This window comes from Actinophytocola sp. (assembly GCF_036002505.1).
In the GTDB taxonomy this organism is placed as follows: domain Bacteria; phylum Actinomycetota; class Actinomycetes; order Mycobacteriales; family Pseudonocardiaceae; genus DASYTH01.
Genome location: NZ_DASYTH010000292.1, coordinates 12,270 through 27,294, shown reverse-complemented (window position 1 = coordinate 27,294; position 15,025 = coordinate 12,270). Strand labels below are relative to the sequence as shown.

General features: G+C 72.1%; 15 protein-coding genes. 4 read left to right on the top strand and 11 right to left on the bottom strand.

Translation table 11 applies throughout. The features are described 5' to 3' along the window. Nucleotides 1-242 precede the first annotated feature (242 nt). Complete coding sequence (locus VGR06_RS25380) at nucleotides 243-1,010, top strand: esterase/lipase family protein (RefSeq protein WP_327561627.1); 768 nt, start codon at nucleotides 243-245, stop codon at nucleotides 1,008-1,010. 106 nt (nucleotides 1,011-1,116) lie between these two features. Here VGR06_RS25380 and VGR06_RS25375 read toward each other — a convergent pair whose 3' ends face one another. The 6 genes from VGR06_RS25375 to VGR06_RS25350 are packed head-to-tail and all read right to left on the bottom strand — an operon-like array spanning nucleotide 1,117 to nucleotide 6,951. Next, nucleotides 1,117-1,944, bottom strand: coding sequence for an ABC transporter permease (locus VGR06_RS25375; protein ID WP_327561626.1), 828 nt, complete (start codon nucleotides 1,942-1,944; stop codon nucleotides 1,117-1,119). Beyond that, nucleotides 1,941-2,873, bottom strand: a complete 933-nt coding sequence (locus tag VGR06_RS25370) for an ABC transporter ATP-binding protein (protein ID WP_327561625.1) — start codon at nucleotides 2,871-2,873, stop codon at nucleotides 1,941-1,943. Before VGR06_RS25370 ends, VGR06_RS25375 begins: the two co-directional genes overlap by 4 nt. Next, nucleotides 2,870-4,003 carry a hypothetical protein gene (locus tag VGR06_RS25365; RefSeq protein ID WP_327561624.1) on the bottom strand — a complete coding sequence of 378 codons (1,134 nt, stop codon included), beginning with the start codon at nucleotides 4,001-4,003 and terminating at the stop codon, nucleotides 2,870-2,872. The genes VGR06_RS25370 and VGR06_RS25365 overlap by 4 nt, the downstream gene beginning before the upstream one ends. Before the next feature lie 35 nt (nucleotides 4,004-4,038). Continuing rightward, nucleotides 4,039-4,515, bottom strand: a complete 477-nt coding sequence (locus tag VGR06_RS25360) for a universal stress protein (RefSeq protein WP_327561623.1) — start codon at nucleotides 4,513-4,515, stop codon at nucleotides 4,039-4,041. A 43-nt stretch (nucleotides 4,516-4,558) separates the two neighbouring features. After that, nucleotides 4,559-5,611 (bottom strand): nitronate monooxygenase, encoded by a 1,053-nt coding sequence (locus VGR06_RS25355; protein WP_414637329.1) that lies wholly within the window; start codon nucleotides 5,609-5,611, stop codon nucleotides 4,559-4,561. Nucleotides 5,612-5,670: 59 nt separating this feature from the next. Further along, nucleotides 5,671-6,951, bottom strand: coding sequence for a ThuA domain-containing protein (locus VGR06_RS25350; protein WP_327561621.1), 1,281 nt, complete (start codon nucleotides 6,949-6,951; stop codon nucleotides 5,671-5,673). A gap of 219 nt (nucleotides 6,952-7,170) precedes the next feature. On the opposite strand from VGR06_RS25350, the gene VGR06_RS25345 reads away from it, so the two are divergent. Further along, nucleotides 7,171-7,785 carry an EboA domain-containing protein gene (locus VGR06_RS25345; protein ID WP_327561620.1) on the top strand — a complete coding sequence of 205 codons (615 nt, stop codon included), beginning with the start codon at nucleotides 7,171-7,173 and terminating at the stop codon, nucleotides 7,783-7,785. A gap of 227 nt (nucleotides 7,786-8,012) precedes the next feature. Here VGR06_RS25345 and VGR06_RS25340 read toward each other — a convergent pair whose 3' ends face one another. Continuing rightward, nucleotides 8,013-8,609: a hypothetical protein gene (locus tag VGR06_RS25340; RefSeq protein WP_327561619.1), complete on the bottom strand. Its 597-nt coding sequence runs from the start codon at nucleotides 8,607-8,609 to the stop codon at nucleotides 8,013-8,015. Nucleotides 8,610-8,815: 206 nt separating this feature from the next. On the opposite strand from VGR06_RS25340, the gene VGR06_RS25335 reads away from it, so the two are divergent. Further along, on the top strand, nucleotides 8,816-9,793 hold the full coding sequence (locus VGR06_RS25335; protein WP_327561618.1) for an isopenicillin N synthase family dioxygenase: 978 nt from the start codon (nucleotides 8,816-8,818) through the stop codon (nucleotides 9,791-9,793). On the opposite strand, the gene VGR06_RS25330 is transcribed toward VGR06_RS25335, so the two are convergent. The 4 genes from VGR06_RS25330 to VGR06_RS25315 all read right to left on the bottom strand — a co-directional run bounded on the left by VGR06_RS25330 (nucleotide 9,790) and on the right by VGR06_RS25315 (nucleotide 13,510). After that, nucleotides 9,790-10,068, bottom strand: a complete 279-nt coding sequence (locus VGR06_RS25330; RefSeq protein WP_327561617.1) for a hypothetical protein — start codon at nucleotides 10,066-10,068, stop codon at nucleotides 9,790-9,792. The genes VGR06_RS25335 and VGR06_RS25330 overlap by 4 nt on opposite strands. Nucleotides 10,069-10,158: 90 nt before the next feature. Further along, nucleotides 10,159-11,670 (bottom strand): DUF4173 domain-containing protein, encoded by a 1,512-nt coding sequence (locus tag VGR06_RS25325; RefSeq protein ID WP_327561616.1) that lies wholly within the window; start codon nucleotides 11,668-11,670, stop codon nucleotides 10,159-10,161. A gap of 95 nt (nucleotides 11,671-11,765) precedes the next feature. Further along, nucleotides 11,766-12,815: a HAMP domain-containing sensor histidine kinase gene (locus tag VGR06_RS25320; RefSeq protein WP_327561615.1), complete on the bottom strand. Its 1,050-nt coding sequence runs from the start codon at nucleotides 12,813-12,815 to the stop codon at nucleotides 11,766-11,768. Further along, entirely contained in the window at nucleotides 12,812-13,510 is a 699-nt protein-coding gene (locus tag VGR06_RS25315) for a response regulator transcription factor (RefSeq protein WP_327561614.1), read from the bottom strand. The genes VGR06_RS25320 and VGR06_RS25315 overlap by 4 nt, the downstream gene beginning before the upstream one ends. A 220-nt stretch (nucleotides 13,511-13,730) precedes the next feature. On the opposite strand from VGR06_RS25315, the gene VGR06_RS25310 reads away from it, so the two are divergent. Further along, nucleotides 13,731-14,999 carry a pyroglutamyl peptidase gene (locus VGR06_RS25310; protein ID WP_327561613.1) on the top strand — a complete coding sequence of 423 codons (1,269 nt, stop codon included), beginning with the start codon at nucleotides 13,731-13,733 and terminating at the stop codon, nucleotides 14,997-14,999. Nucleotides 15,000-15,025 lie beyond the last annotated feature (26 nt).

The following is a 15,025-nucleotide window of genomic DNA, read 5'->3' as shown; positions in this document are numbered from 1 at the left end:
CCCGCCTCAGCCGCCCAGCGTCCACTCCAGCTCGTCCACCGCGGCCACCCGCACCTTCACCACGAACGCGAAATCCCACTCGCCATCTACGTGTGTGCGCCCCCCACCACTCCCGGGGGCGGCCCCGCTTCCATTCTACCGGGAGGGGGTCGGATCAAGATCGAGATCGGGGTGGTTGTCCACAGCGTAGGGGGTGTGGATGGACGGGTGGGTGATGATGGGGTGTGCGGTGGTGGCAGGGGTTGAGTCCACGGCGGCGGGTGCTGGTTGCCGGGGTGATGGGGCTGGTGCTCGTCACGGTGGTGCTGGTCGGAGTGCGGGTGCTGGGCGGTGGCGAGGCGCGGGCGGGGGTGCCGGCGCAGGACCGGCCGGGGACGGTGGTGCTGGTGCCGGGGTACGGGGGGAGCCAGGACGGGCTGCGGGTGCTGGCGGAGCAGATTCGGAGCTCCGGCCGGGAGGTGCGGATCGTGACGTTGCCCGGGAACGGGACGGGGGACCTGCTGGCACAGGTGGCAGTGGTGGACCGGGACGTGGACGACGCGCTGGCGCGTGGGGCGCCGTCGGTTGACGTGATCGGGTATTCGGCCGGTGGGCTGGTGGCACGGTTGTGGGTGGCGCGGGAGGGCGGCGAGCACCGGGCGCGGCGGGTGATCACGTTGGGGTCGCCGCTGCATGGCACACGGCTGGCTGCGAGCGGGGGAGTGGTGGTGCCGGACGCGTGCCCGGTGGCGTGCCAGCAGCTGGCGCCGGGGAGTGCGCTGCTGGCCTCCGTCGAGCGGGCGCCGGTGCCGGTGCCGTGGTTGTCGATCTGGACGGAGAACGACCAGACCGTGGTACCGCCGGACTCCGCGCGGTTGGAAGGCGCGGAGAACGTTGTGCTGCAACAGGTTTGCCCGGGAGTCCACATTGAACACGGTGAGTTGCCGACCAGCGCCCTGGTCACCCAGATCGTGCGGAACGCGTTGGTGCAGAGCCGAATGACCCGCGGAACGGAAGGCGTGCGCTGCTAGGTGGGGAAGCAACGTCACGGTCATGCCGTAGAGGGCAAGGAACGTCACGTTCACTCCCGCGAAGGAAAGCAACGTCACGTTGCTTTCCGGCACCGGGCCGGGACGACTAACTCGTCACGTCCTTCGTGGAGAAGTTCGCCCAGGCCGCGCCGAAGAAGACCACGATGTAGCCGGCCTGGAGCAGCAGGCCCTTGTTGATGCTGTGCCAGAAGATGGGGTCGCGGAAGAAGTCGATCCAGGCCAGCCAGTAGTTCGTCGGCAGGTACGGCTTGATCGGCGCGGCGGCGTCGAGCGTTTCCAGCACCGAGCTGGTGATCAGCACGGCCAGCGCGCCCAGCGCCGCGCCGAGCCCGGAGTCGGTCAGCGTCGAGAAGAACAGCGCGATCACGCCGAAGCCGAGCATCGACACCACGATGTAGCCGATCGTGCCGAGCAGCCGCATCGCCAACGCACCCGGCCCCAGCGTCGCCCCGGACAGCGACGTGATCGCCCCCGGCTGCCCGACCGCTTCCGCCCCGGTGCCGAACAGCGCGACGCCGGTCGCCAGCGCCGTGATCACCACCAGCGCGATGGCCAGCACGATGAACGCCCCCAGGGCGATCAGCTTCGCTACCAGCAACCGGCTTCGGCCCACCGGCCGGCTCAGCAGGTACCGCAGCGTTCCCGACGCCGACTCGCCGGCCACCGAATCCCCGGCCAGCACCGCCACCGCCAGCGGCAGAAACACCGGCAGCACCAACGCCAGCGCCGCCGCCGGATACAGCGACCCGTTGCGCAACACCGCGTTCAGGAACGCCCCACCCTGCCCCCGCGGCGGCGGAAAATCAGCCGTGGCAAGGAAAATCGCGACCAGCGTCGGCAGCGCGCACAGCAGGAACACACTCAGCCACATCCGTGGCCGCAACACCAGCTTCCGCAACTCCACCCCGATCACAGCGCACCCCCGCCGTGGGGGTTGATCCGGTCGACGCGGTCGGAGCCGGTGCTGGTGACGTCGAGGACGACCTGTTCCAGGGTGCGGCGTTCGGGGGTGAACCCGGTGATGCGCATGCCGGCGTTGACGAGGAGGGTGTTGAGGGCCGCGGGGTCGGGGTGGCGGACGACGAGGTGGTCCCCGTCGCGGAGTTCGAGCTGGCCGTCGAGGAGGGCGACGGCCGCGGCGGCGTCGGGGGTGTCGATGAGGACGCGGCCGGTGGGGGTGCGCAGGTCGGTCAGCTCCTGCTCGAGGACGAGGCGGCCGCGGTCGACGATGCCGACGCGGGTGCAGAGTTGCTCGACTTCGGCGAGGAGGTGGCTGGAGAGGAAGACCGTGGTGCCGGCGCGGTTGAGGTGGATGAGGAGCTCGCGGACTTCGCGGATTCCTTGCGGGTCAAGGGCGTTGGTGGGCTCGTCGAGGATCAGCAGGCGGGGTTTGCGGAGCAGCGCGCCGGCGAGGCCGAGGCGCTGGCGCATGCCGAGGGAATAGGCGCGGACCGGGCGGCGGTCGATGCCGGCGAGGCCGACGCGTTCCAGTGCCTCGTCGACGCGGTGCCGGCGGGTGCGGCGGTCGCTGCCGGGGCCGGCGGCGTCGAGTAGGGCGAGGTTTCTGCGGCCGGACAGGTGCGGGTAGGCGGCCGGGCCTTCGACCAGGGCGCCGACCTCGGGCAGGACCTCGGCGACGCGCTTCGGCACCGGGCGGCCGAGCACCTCGATCTCGCCACTGGTGGCGTACACCAGGCCGAGGAGCATCCGGACCAGGGTGGTCTTCCCCGATCCGTTCGGGCCGAGGAAGCCGTAGCGGTCGCCCTCGCGGACGTGCAGGTCGACCGAGTCCACGGCGAGAACTCGGTCGAAGCGCTTCGACAGCCGGCGGGTGACGATCATGGGCCGCTCCGGGGGGCGGTGGACAGTTCGGCAGCGGCACGCTCCAGCACCGCCGGGTCGACGAGCCCGGCGAGCAGGTAGGACCGGCGGGCGACGGTCGAGCGCTCGACGATCACCGAAACAGGCGGGATGCTCAGCCGCACGCCGGTGCCGCCGGGAAGGCTGAGCTCGGTGCCGCCGCCCTTGCGCGCTGCCTCGGTGGCCGAGCCGCCGATGTTCCGGGGCAACGGGAGCACCACGAACGCGGACAACCCGCTGCCGTACAACCCGGCGCCGGGCACGCCGGCCAGCCCGGAGGTCGACAGGGACCGCCCGGCCAGCCGATCGGGGAAGAACACCGGGGCGCCGACCCCCAACTCGCGCACGATGTCCGGTGCCGTGGTGACCGAGAACCCGCCGTCCGCCGGTCTGGTGGGCACGAGGATCTCCGGTGCCGGGGCGTCGAGGCTGAGGTCGACGAAGCGGGTCACCAGCATCGGCCGGTCGGTGCCGCGCGCGGTCACCTCGACCTGCAGCGGCAGCCCGCTTTCCGGATCGGCCCAGATGTCGACCTGGCCGATCGAGGTGTCCGGGTCGGCCGGCCGCACCCGCAGGCCCGCGGCGCTCAGGCCGGCGACGCGCTTCGACGGCAGCGTGCTCACCGGGTCGTTCGGCGCGGCGGCGAGCACCCGGCGGGCGAGGTCGGGCGGCAGCAGGTCGCCGGCCCGGGGGAGCCGGACCGGTTGCGCGCCGATCAGCTCGGTGAGCAGGTTGGCGCCGTAGTCCCAGACGTACTCGCCGTTCGTCGTGCCGTACACGTCGCGCTCGGCGCCCGCGGTCAGCACGTCGAAGCGCCACGACGACGGCGAGGCGTACCAGGACCGGACCCGGGTGGTGCCGTTCAGCAGCGAGGTGACCTGGTCCAGGTTGGGCAGGTCGGGAATGCCGAGCGTCCCGTTGCCCTCGGCGTAGCCCTGGTACGGCAGCGAGCCCGAGCGCAGGATCGCCTCCCGAAGTCGAAGCGGTTCGACACCGCCGACCCGGACCGGGCGCGCGGACACCACGAGCGGCACCGTGATCAGCACCGCGGCCACGGCGAGCACCAGTGCCCACCGGCGTCGCCGGTCGCCCCGCACCACGGTTGCGGCCATTGCTCATTTCTACGCCGCGCCCGGTGTGGACGCGGTCAGTCCGCGCGCACCACGAGCGTCGGGCAGGGTGCGTGCTGCAGCACGCCCCGGGTGGTGGTGCCCACGAGCAGTTCGGCGATGCGCCCGTGCCGGTGGGCGCCGAGCACGACGACCGCCGCTGCGCGCTCCCTGGCCAGGGCGACCAGGGTCCCGGCGACGGAGCGCTCGTCGGCCACGGTCAGGGCCTCGGCCCGCAGGCCGCCGTCGTTCGCGAGCTGGGCGCCCCAGCGGGCAAGCTGTTGCGCCTCACGGTAGGCCGCCTCGTCCGCCTCGGCGGCGGTGCGGATGTCGACGCTGCTCAGCGGCAACTCGAGCCCCCGGGCGGGAATGAGCGCGAGGTCGAACGCACGGCCCGGCTCCCAGACGGTGACCACCAGAGCCGGGCGGGAGCTGAACAGCGCCGCCGACTCGCGCACCGCCCGCTCCGCCGCCGGCGTGCCGTCGAACCCGATCAGCACGAGATCATCAGCCATCGTGCCCACCACCGTACGCGCGAGGTCGCCGCCCGCAACCCGGTCAACCCGGATGGCGTCGAAGCGCTTCGACAAGCGCCGACCGGGCGTCCGCGGCGAGCGCCCGGGTGAGCTCGCCGGCGGGGATCTCCCGGGCGAACACATGGCCCTGCCCGGCCCACAGGCTCATGGCCTCCGCGTCACCGGCCCGGGCCGCCGCGGCGCGCAGCGCCTTCGTCATGTGGTGCACGTGCGGGTAGGCGACCGGCGCGCCCTCGGAATGATCCAGCACGAAGCGGTTCACCAGGCCCCGTGCCGCGCGGCCGCTGAACGCCCGGGTCACCGCCGTACCGGGAAAGACCGGGTTGGTGAGCGCCGCCTTGTACAGCGGGTTCGCGCCGCTCTCCGGGCACGCCACGAACACCGTGCCCAGTTGCGCCGCGGCGGCCCCCGCCACCAGCACCGCGGCCACGTCCCGGCCGCGGGCCAGCCCGCCGGCCGCGATCAGCGGCAGCCCGGTCACGGCGCAAACCCTGCGCAGCAGCGGAAGGAGGCCGAGGTCGTCGATCCGGGCGGTGTTGGTGAACGTGCCCCGGTGCCCCCCGGCCTCGAAGCCCTGAACACACAGCACGTCCGCGCCCGCCTCCGTGGCCAGCCGCGCCTCGGCCGCCGAGGTCACGGTGACGACCACCGTGGACACGAAGCGCTTGAGGTTCGCGATCGTGGCCGGGCTCGGGCAGCCGAAGGTGAAGCTCACCACCGGCACCCGGGCCTCCCGCACCACGGCCAGCTTGCCGGCCCAGCCGTCGTCGTCGGCCATCGCCTTGCCGAGCTCCGCACCGTAGAGCGCGGCCTCGGCCTCCAGCCGGTCGCGGTACCGCGCTAGGGCCTCCTGGTCCGCGGCGGGATCGCCCGGCACGAACAGGTTCACCCCGAACGGCCGGCCGGTCAGCCGCCGCACCGCCCTGATCTGGTCTCGAAGCGCTTCGACGGTGAGGTAGCCGGCAGCCAGGAACCCCAGCCCACCCGCCTCGGACACCGCCGCGGCCAGCGCCGGCGTGGACACCCCGCCCGCCATCGGGGCCTGCACGATCGGAACGGTCAGCGACTCCAGCACGGTCACCGTGCCATGGTCCGCCACTCAAGCCACTGGCAGCCACCCGGGGCTTCGCCGCCTCACGGGAGCTCCTTGAGGCGAACGTCGCGAAATGAGACCTCGTCGCCCGGGCCGTGGTTCTGGATGCCGATGTGGCCGGACGTGAGCGAGCGGGCCGGATCGGTGTTGGTGAAGTCGTTGATGCGGATACCGTTCAGGAACACCTGCAGGTGTTCGTTTTCGACGACGAGCTCGAAGGTGTTCCACTCGCCGGGCGGGTTCAGGGCGGCGTCCCGCGCCGGGATGTCCGCGGACTTGAAGCCGTAGATGGCGCCGGTGGTCTTGTCGGCCGCGTCAGTGGCGTCGATCTGCACCTCGTAGCCGTTGTTCACCGCGGTGGAGGGATCGGAACCGGGCGGGAAACCGACGAACACGCCGGAGTTGTCATCACCGGCCTGCCGCCAGCCCAGCTTCAGCGAGTAGGACCGGAATTCCTTTGCGCTGTACCAGAACAACCCCAGACCGTCGAAAGAGGACAGCGTGCCGTCCCGATTCGTGAAACCGCCCGGCCCGGCCTGGGACCAGCCCGCTGCCGAGCCGTCGTAGAGCATGGTGTAACCGGTCTCGGGCCGGCAGTCGGCCTTCGCCCGGCCCGCCGCGTAGCGGATTCCGCCCAATAGCAAGGCGCGGAAAGCCGGCTCGGCATAGCTCGCCGGCGTGTGTCCGTTTCCGGTGTAGAACGAGCGGCCACCCTGAAAGGCTTTGCACCAGGTGTATGGGTGGTCGGAGCCCACGGTGGCCAGAACGTGGGCGCTGGACCGGACGTCGGTGCGGTAGCCGTACGGCTCATCCGTCCGCACCCAGGTCGGGTCGAGATGGGCAGTGGCCGCGTGTGTTCGATCCTCCACCCGCTCGGTGATCTGCTGCAGCCCGGGTGCTCGGGCAACGTAGGACCCCACGAGTTCGCCGTAGAACGGCCAGTCGTACTCCGTGTCGGCCGCCGAGTGCACGCCCACGTACCCACCCCCGCCCCGGATGTAGGACTCGAACGCGCTCAGCTGGGAGCCGGACAGCACGTCCCCGGCCGTGTTGAGGAACACCACGGCTTCGAACCGGGCCAGGCTGGCCGCGCTGAACACCTCCGCGTCCTCGGTGGCGACGACCGTGAATCCCGCCGCGGCACCCAGATCTCGGATGGCCTGGATGCCGGCCGGGATCGAGTCGTGCCGGAACCCCGCGGTCCTGGAGAACACCAGCACGTCGAACGGCGTGTCGGCGGTGCGCGCCACCGGGCCGGCGGTACAGCCCTGGAGCACCAGCACACCCAGGACGGCACCGACCGCACGTCGTGTCCGTCGCACCCGAGTTTCCTATCAGATCGGCGGGGGGTGCCGATCCGGCGATCGGGGTAACGGGCACCCCCGGTCGCGAGCCGGTGTCGTGCCGGACCGCCGGCGCAATACCTCTTCCGGGCCTGTCCGGACACCGGTGCACGCCGGCATGCTGGATCTCATGCCGTTGCAGGACTCTGTGGTCGTCCGGGCCGGGTCGGTGCGTGCCGCGCACGCGGGGGTGCCCGTATGAAGATCGAGTCGGTGCGAATGGCGGTGAGCCGGGCGCTGGATCCCGCCGGCACGGCGTGGTTCGCCGAGGCGCGGCAGCAGGTCGCCGGCGACCGCGCGGCGCTGGCCCGGCTCTTTCCCGCGGTGGGACGCAAATGCGGGCGCGGCCAGCTGTGGACCGACGACCCCGAGCTGATCGGCTGGACGGTGGACGACGCCGTGCGCACGCTGCTGCTGGTCGGCGCCAGCCTGGAGGACGTCACCGCGGTCTACAACTACGGGGACGCGGCCGAGCGCCGGGCCGTGCTGCGTGCGCTGCCGTTGCTCAACCTCGGCCCGGGCGCCGTGCCGCTGGTGCTGGATGCCCTGCGCGGCAACGACACCCGGTTGATCGCCGCGGCGATGGGGAGGTACGCGGCCGAGCACCTGCCGATCGACGCGTGGCGGCAGGCGGTGCTCAAGTGCGTGCTCCTGGGTATCCCGCTGGCCTGGGTGGCCGAGCTGGAGAAACGCAAGGACGCCGAGCTGATCCGGATGATGCGGACCTTCGCCGAGGAGCGGATCGCCGCGGGCCGGCCGGTGCCGCCGGACGTCCAGATGATCGTTCCGGAGCTGCGCGCGGACCGGGGCTGAACGGCTAGCGCGTATTCGAAAGTGCGCTGAGGTCGGCAAGTCTTTGGCGAGGGCGGCCGCCGCACGGTGACAAGGACAGGGCGAGGAACGAGCCCTGTCCGCAGGCATCGTCAAAGGAACACCTACGACACATGACCACCCACCCGGCACGCAACCACCCCGGCAACCTGACCCCGAGGCCTTCGCCGAAGGCGACCGGCGGCCTTGCCCGAGTTATGAAACACAGCCTACGCGGCACCCAGCTCGCGGAAGCTGTTGATCACTTCGGTGATGGTCGGCTCGGCCTCGGTCCGCTTCGATGGCAGGGTCCAGGCCACGACCTGGTAGAAGCCGTTCTTGCCGGCCACCATCGTGTACCAGAACACGATCTTGATGCCCTCGGCCTTGCCGGAGATCTCGTACTGCACCGCCTGCAGCCCGCCGATGGTGAGGTTGCGCGGCTCGCTGACCGCCGCGTCGTCGAGCGCGTGCTGCGCCCCCTCGAGCATCGCGGCGGAGAATGCGTCGAAGTCCTCGAAGTCGTCGCGGTCCAGGGTGACCACGACGACGTACTGCTCGCGGCGCAGGTCGCCGAGCTGGATCACGGCCAGCTCCTCCCGGAAGGAGGGCGGCACGTCCTTCCACGACGCCGGCACGGTGAGCTGGCTCTTCTTGTCGCTCGCCGTCACCACCGTGGTCTGGCCCTGGTTGACTCCGCTCTGCCCGGAGCCGCCGCCCGCGGGCGGCGCCGCGGCCGAGCCGTGCGAGCGGGTCTCGGCGACGGCGCCCCAGATGGCCGCGCCGACCACGAGTGCCATCACCACGCCGAAGGCCACCCACAGCATGCGTCCGCGCCGGCTGCGGGGCGGCGGAGGCGGCGCGATCGGCGGTTGGTAGGGCGGCGGAGCTTGATAGGGGCCCGAGGCCGGCCACTGGCCCGACTGCGCCTCACGGGACCACGGATTCGGTGGCTCCCCGGGAAAAGACATCGCCGCTACCCCCATCACGCACGCCGACCGGCCATCACCGAGCCTACCGGCAGGATGGGCCCGTGAGAGAGTTTCCGGTCATCGACGTCGGCCCGTTGGTCGCCGGCACGCCCGGCCGGCACGCGGTGGCCGCCGAGATCGGTCACGCGTGCCGGGAGAACGGCTTCTTCTACGTCGTCGGGCACGGCGTGGACGCCGAGTTGCAGCGCCGGCTGGAACGGCTCAGCCGCGCGTTCTTCGACCAGGACGTGGACCGCAAGCTGGAGATCCGGATGGCCCGGGGCGGGCGGGCCTGGCGCGGGTACTTCCCGCCCGGCGCTGAGCTCACCTCCGGCCGGCCGGACCTCAAGGAGGGCCTGTACTTCGGCGCCGAGTTGCCCGCGGCGCACCCGAAGGTCCGGGCCGGAACGCCGCTGCACGGACCGAACCTGTTCCCGGCGCATCCCGCCGGGCTGCGCGAGGCGGTGCTGGACTATCTGACCGCGCTGACCGCGCTCGGGCACCGCCTGATGGCCGGCATCGCGCTGAGCCTCGATCTGCCCGAGTCGTACTTCGCCGAGCGGTACACCGCGGACCCGCTGATCCTGTTCCGGATCTTCAACTATCCGCCGGCGGCCGAGCCGGACGGATCGTGGGGCGTGGGTGAGCACACCGATTACGGCCTGCTCACCATTCTCAAGCAGGACGGCAACGGCGGCCTGCAGGTGCGCGGCCGGTCCGGGTGGCTCGACGCCGTTCCGCTGCCGGACTCGTTCGTCTGCAACATCGGTGACATGCTCGACCGGCTCACCGGCGGCCGGTACCGCTCGACCCCGCACCGGGTGCGGCCGTCGACCGGGCGGCACCGGCTGTCCTGGCCATTCTTCTTCGACCCGAACTTCGACGCCGACGTCACGCCGGTGGCCCGGGCCGAGCTCGCCGACGATCGCGAGCAGCGGTGGGACCGGGCCAGCGTGCACGACTTCCGCGGCACCTACGGCGACTACCTGCTGGCCAAGGTCGGCAAGGCGTTCCCCGGCCTCGGCCGGGACGTACTCTAGGCCGCGATCCGTTCGTCCATAGTGGACAGAAGCGCGTACCCGGCGGCCGTCGCCACCACGGCGCCGTCGCGCGCGCCGGTGACCCGGCCGATGGCCACGAACCCGCGGCGCTCCAGCAGGTCCAGTGCCTCGCACTCCCACTGCGGCACCCGCCCGGCGCCCGACCCGTCCGGTGCCGCCCACCGGTATCCGGCCGGTGCGCCCCACAGTCCATTGTGGAACAGAACCATTCCGCCGGCCGCGTGTCTCAGGGCGCTCAACTCGTCTTTCGTCATGACTCCCACCTCCGCCTCACACACGAGGAGCGTCCCTGTTCGGTTCATCACCCCGGTGCTACTGGTTCGGAGCAACGAGCGGCCCGGTTCTTACCGAAAATCAGGAAAACAATCCGCGGCGGGTGGGCGGAGGTAGGTCCGGTCGAGCAGGTCGCGGGCCGTGGCGCGGCCGAGGTTCCACCCCGACCACGGGTCCGGCCCGGACAGGCGCTCGCGCAGGGCGGTGAGGACGCACGAGCGGACCGGGTCGGGCAGCCGCGCCAGGTCGGGCACGGCGTCCGCCGAGAGGGTGGCCAGATACCCGGCGTCGATCGTGCCGGTGTCGGCGTAGCGGGTGACGTCGTGCCCCGCGACGTACGCCTCCGGGTTGACCACGGCCAGGCCCAGCAGGGTGGCCAGGGCGCTACCCACGATCGCCCTGGGCAGCCACGGCGCGCGCAGCCGCACCCCGGCCGCCAGCACCATGAGGTACACGACCCCGAGCCACAGTTCGCAGGTCGCGACCAGCAGCCGGAGCACGGTGAAGCCGTAGGCCTGCTGGTAGGCCCACATCCGCACCAGGGCGGAGGCGACGACCACCAGCGTCAGCCCGGCCAGCCCGCCGAGCACCACGCGCAGCCAGGTCCGGTCCGCCCGGGTGGCCCGGGGCGCCTTGCCGGCCACCACGGCGATCACCACCAGCGCGAGCACGGTCACCGCGGCGAGCTGCCAGAAGCCGCGGCGCGCGTACTCGGCCGCGGTCAGCCCGGCGGTGCGCAGGACGTAGTTGCGGCCGCCGAACAGCACGGTGAGTTGCACCAGTACGAACGCGGCGAACAGCGCCAGCAGCACGCCGGCGGGCAGCGCCCACTCCAGCCGGCGCACCGTTTTCGGTCGGGTACCCCCTATGTCGAGGTCGGGTGGGGCGGCCGCGAGATAGCACGCGCCGAGCGTGACAGCCGCGGCCACCCCGAACACGAGCATCCACCGCACGATCGAGGATGCGTCCAACGTGGGTAGAACCATCCCCAGCACGTGGGCGAACGCCGCGTCCGCGCCGGCGAACAGCGCACCGAACACGACGACCAGCGCCACGGTGAGGGTCACCGAGCGGCCCAGCCGGACCGCGTTGGCCGGCCGCCGCAGGACCGCCAGACCGTGTGCCGCCCACGGCAGCCCGCGCAGCGCCGCCACCGGTCCGGCGGCGAGCGCGGCCAGCACACCCCCGGCCGTGCGCCCGCCGGCCAGCCCCAGCGACCCGGCCGCGCACGCACCGACCACGCACAGCGCGAACAGCCACTCCGACGCCCGCACCGTGCCCACCGCCAGCAGCGCGAGCGCGGTCCCGGACCACAGCCAGCGGGCCAGCGACGGCTCCGCGGGCCGGGGCTGCCCGCGCCGCACGGCCAGCATCGCCACGGTGACCGCGATCCCGGCCAGCAACCACCCGAGGCCTGGCCGGTCCACCGGAACCAGGCTCGCCGCGACCACTCCGACCGCACCCGCCCCACCCAGCACGACCGGCGCGGCAGGCGTGCCGGGGCCGGGCCACATGGTGCGCAACGGCGGCGATATCGGTGACAGCACAAGCGGTGGCGCACTCGGCGTGACGGTGCCGGGCATCGTGGCTCCTTCGAGGTTCTGGCAGATAGGGGAAGGAACGTGACATTGCTTCCCTCTAGCGCAGCAATGTGACATTGCTTTCCGGTGTGACCAGCTCAGGCCGCGGGGAGCGTGAGGCGGATACGGCAACCCGAGCCATCTCGTCCACTGTGGACGGTGTCCGGATCGACCGCCGCGATCGTGCCGCCGTGCAGGTCGACCACCCAGCGGGCGATGGCCAGCCCCAGCCCGGTGCCGCCGCCGCTGGCCCGTTCGCCGCGAGCGAACCGCTGGAACACCAGGTGCCGTTCTTCGCGCGAAATCCCCGGCCCCTCGTCCCGCACCTCGATCACGAGGTGGTCGTCGGCGTCCCGAGCCAGCACCTGCACCCGGCCGTCCGGCGGCCCGTGCGTGACGGCGTTGTCCAGCAAGGAAACCAGCACCTGATGCAGCCGCGCCCGGTCGGCGAACGCCACCGCGTCCGGCGGTTGCACCTTGGCCGACATCCGTACCGGCCGCCCGGCGGCCGCGGCGTTCACCTCGGCCTCGGCCATCACCTCGTCCAGCAATCCGGACACGGCAAAGGTTTCGCGCCGCAGCGTCAGCGCGCCCGCGTCGATCCGGGACAGGTCAAGCAGATCGGTGACCAAACTGGACAGTCGCTCGCTCTGCGCCAGGGCGGTCCGGAGGGTGGCGGGATCCGGCGAGGTCACCCCGTCGACCAGGTTCTCCAGCACCGCGCGCAACGCGGAGATCGGCGTGCGCAGCTCGTGCGACACGTTGGCGATCAGCTCGCGGCGCTGCCGGTCCGCCGCGGCCAGGTCCGCGCTCATCTGGTTGAACGCCACGGCAAGCTGGCCGACCTCGTCCCGCGACGTGGCCCGCACCCGCCGGGTGTAGTCGCCGCGCGCCATCGCCTGCGCCGCCGCGGTCATCTCGCGCAGCGGCCGGGTCATGCCGTGCGCCAGCACCTGCGAGGTGAGCAGCGCCAACCACAGGGCGATGAACGAGGTCCGCGGCGGCAGCCAGCCGATCTGCCAGCGGAAGAACCCGAACGCCACGCCACCGGAGGCCACCAGCAGGATGCCGAGCTTGAGCTTGATCGACCGGACCGGGTCCAGCGGCCGGGGCAACGCGTTCCACAGCCGCACCGCGATGCCGCTCATGACGTCACCCCGGTGTCGTTGACCTCCAGCGCGTAGCCGACGCCGTGCACCGTGCGGATGAGGTCCGCGCCCAGCTTGCGGCGCAAGGCTTTCACGTGGCTGTCGACCGTGCGGGTGCCCGCCGCTTCGCCCCACCCCCAGATCTCGGCCAGCAACCGCTCGCGCGGCTGCACGGCCCGGGGGCGATTCGCCAGGTGCACCAGCAGGTCGAACTCCGTCGGGGTGAGATGGACCTCCGCTCCGGCCAGCCGGACCCGCCGCTCCGCCGGGTTGACCTCCAACTCACCCAGCACGATCGGCGCCGCACTGTCCGCTCGCGCCCGCTCCACCCGGCGCAGCAGCGCGTGCACCCGCGCCGCCAGCTCCCGGATGGAGAACGGCTTCGTCAGGTAGTCGTCCGCCCCGACCCCGAGCCCCACCAGCACGTCGGTCTCGTCGTCCCGCGCGGTCAGCATGAGCACCGGCACCGGCCGCTCCGCCTGGATCCGCCGGCACACCTCCAGGCCGTCGAACCCGGGCAACATCACGTCCAGCACGACCACGTCCGGCCGGGTCGCCCCAGCCGCCGCCACCGCCCCCGGCCCGTCCCGGGCGATGTCGACCGCGAACCCCTCCGCCCGCAACCGCGCGGCCACCGACTCGGCGATCGTCGGCTCGTCCTCGACGACCAGGACCCGCCGCTCCCGTTCCCGCATGCCGCCGACTCTAGGCAGCGGCGGGTGCAGGCCGTGGGTGCATGTTGTGAAGGTCCGGTGAGGGTTCCCCCGGCCAACCGCACCTCAGGGGACCGTGACGTCACCCAGCCACAATCAATCTGCCAATCGCACCGTCAGCTGGAACGCAACAACAGCAGTGGAACCCGGAGAGGCGGGACTGCAAGGATGGCTGAGGCGTCGAGTGCGAAGGAGCTTTCCGATGCGACCCCCGATCCGCGCCCTGCTCACCACGACCCTGACCACGCTGGCGTGCGTCTTCGCCGTGCCCACCGCAGTTGCCGCGCCGGTGTCGAACTGCTTCGACGCCACCGCACCGCTCACCGTGGAGGAACTGCGCCTCGACCGCCCGGTACCCCAGCAGATCCTGGACATCACCGGGTTCAACCGCTTCGACCAGGCCTTCCGGATCGCCCTCTGCGCTGCACCCGCACCCCGCGCGGCCACCGCCGCCGTGGCCGCGACCGGCTCGCTGCTGTGGAACACCGCCGTGGACCGCGCCCAGGGCCGCATCCCCGCCACCGGCCTGGACCGCACCGACGACCGCCCGCTCTACTGGACCCGCCTCAGCCTCAGCCGCTCCCTCCGCCAGTGGACCCCGGCCTTCCCACTCTCCCCAGCCGACCGCGACGCCCTGCTGGCCACGCTCGAACGCACCTCCCGCGGTCAGGACTCCATCCGGTTCCCCGCCGGCCGCGGCCTCCACCGCATCCTGTTGAGCGGCTTCGACCCCTTCGTCCTCGACGTCGACATCCGCCGCAGCAACCCCTCCGGCGCCACCGCGCTGGCGTTGGACGGCACCCTCATCGAAACGCCCGCCGGTCCCGCCCGCATCGAAACCGCGACCTTCCCGGTCAACTGGGACCCCTTCGCCACCGGCATCGTGGAACAGACGTTCCTACCCCACCTGCTTCCGGGCCGCCGCAAGGTCGACATGTTCACCACGGTGAGCCAGGGCCGCCCCGAACGCTTCGACATCGAGCGCTACAACGGCCGCTGGCGCGGCGGCTTCCCCGACAACCTCAACCTCTCCCGCACCGGCCCGATCCCCATCCCCGCCGGCATCCCCACGGTGCTCCCGGCCCCCGAATTCGTCCCCACCACCCTCCCCTTCGCGGACATCGTCGCCGCCAACACCGGCCGCTTCCCCGTGTTCGACCACACCTCCGTCGTCGAGATCCCCGCCGGCCAAACCACCCCGGTCACCCAACCCAACGGCCCCACCCCCGGCTCCACCGCCCGCCAAGGCGGCGGCGGCGACTACCTCTCCAACGAAATCTCCTATCGCACCACCCTCCTCCGCGACGCGGTACACGCCAACGTCCCCGGCGGCCACGTCCACACCCCGGTCCTGACCTTCGCCCCCGACAACACCACGGAGATCACCGATCCCACCTTCATCCAAAACCGCACCGACATCATCAACCAGGTCCGCTCCATAGTGATCGTCGCCGCCGGCACCCTCCGGTAACCGCACTCGCCGTGATACCCGTTGAG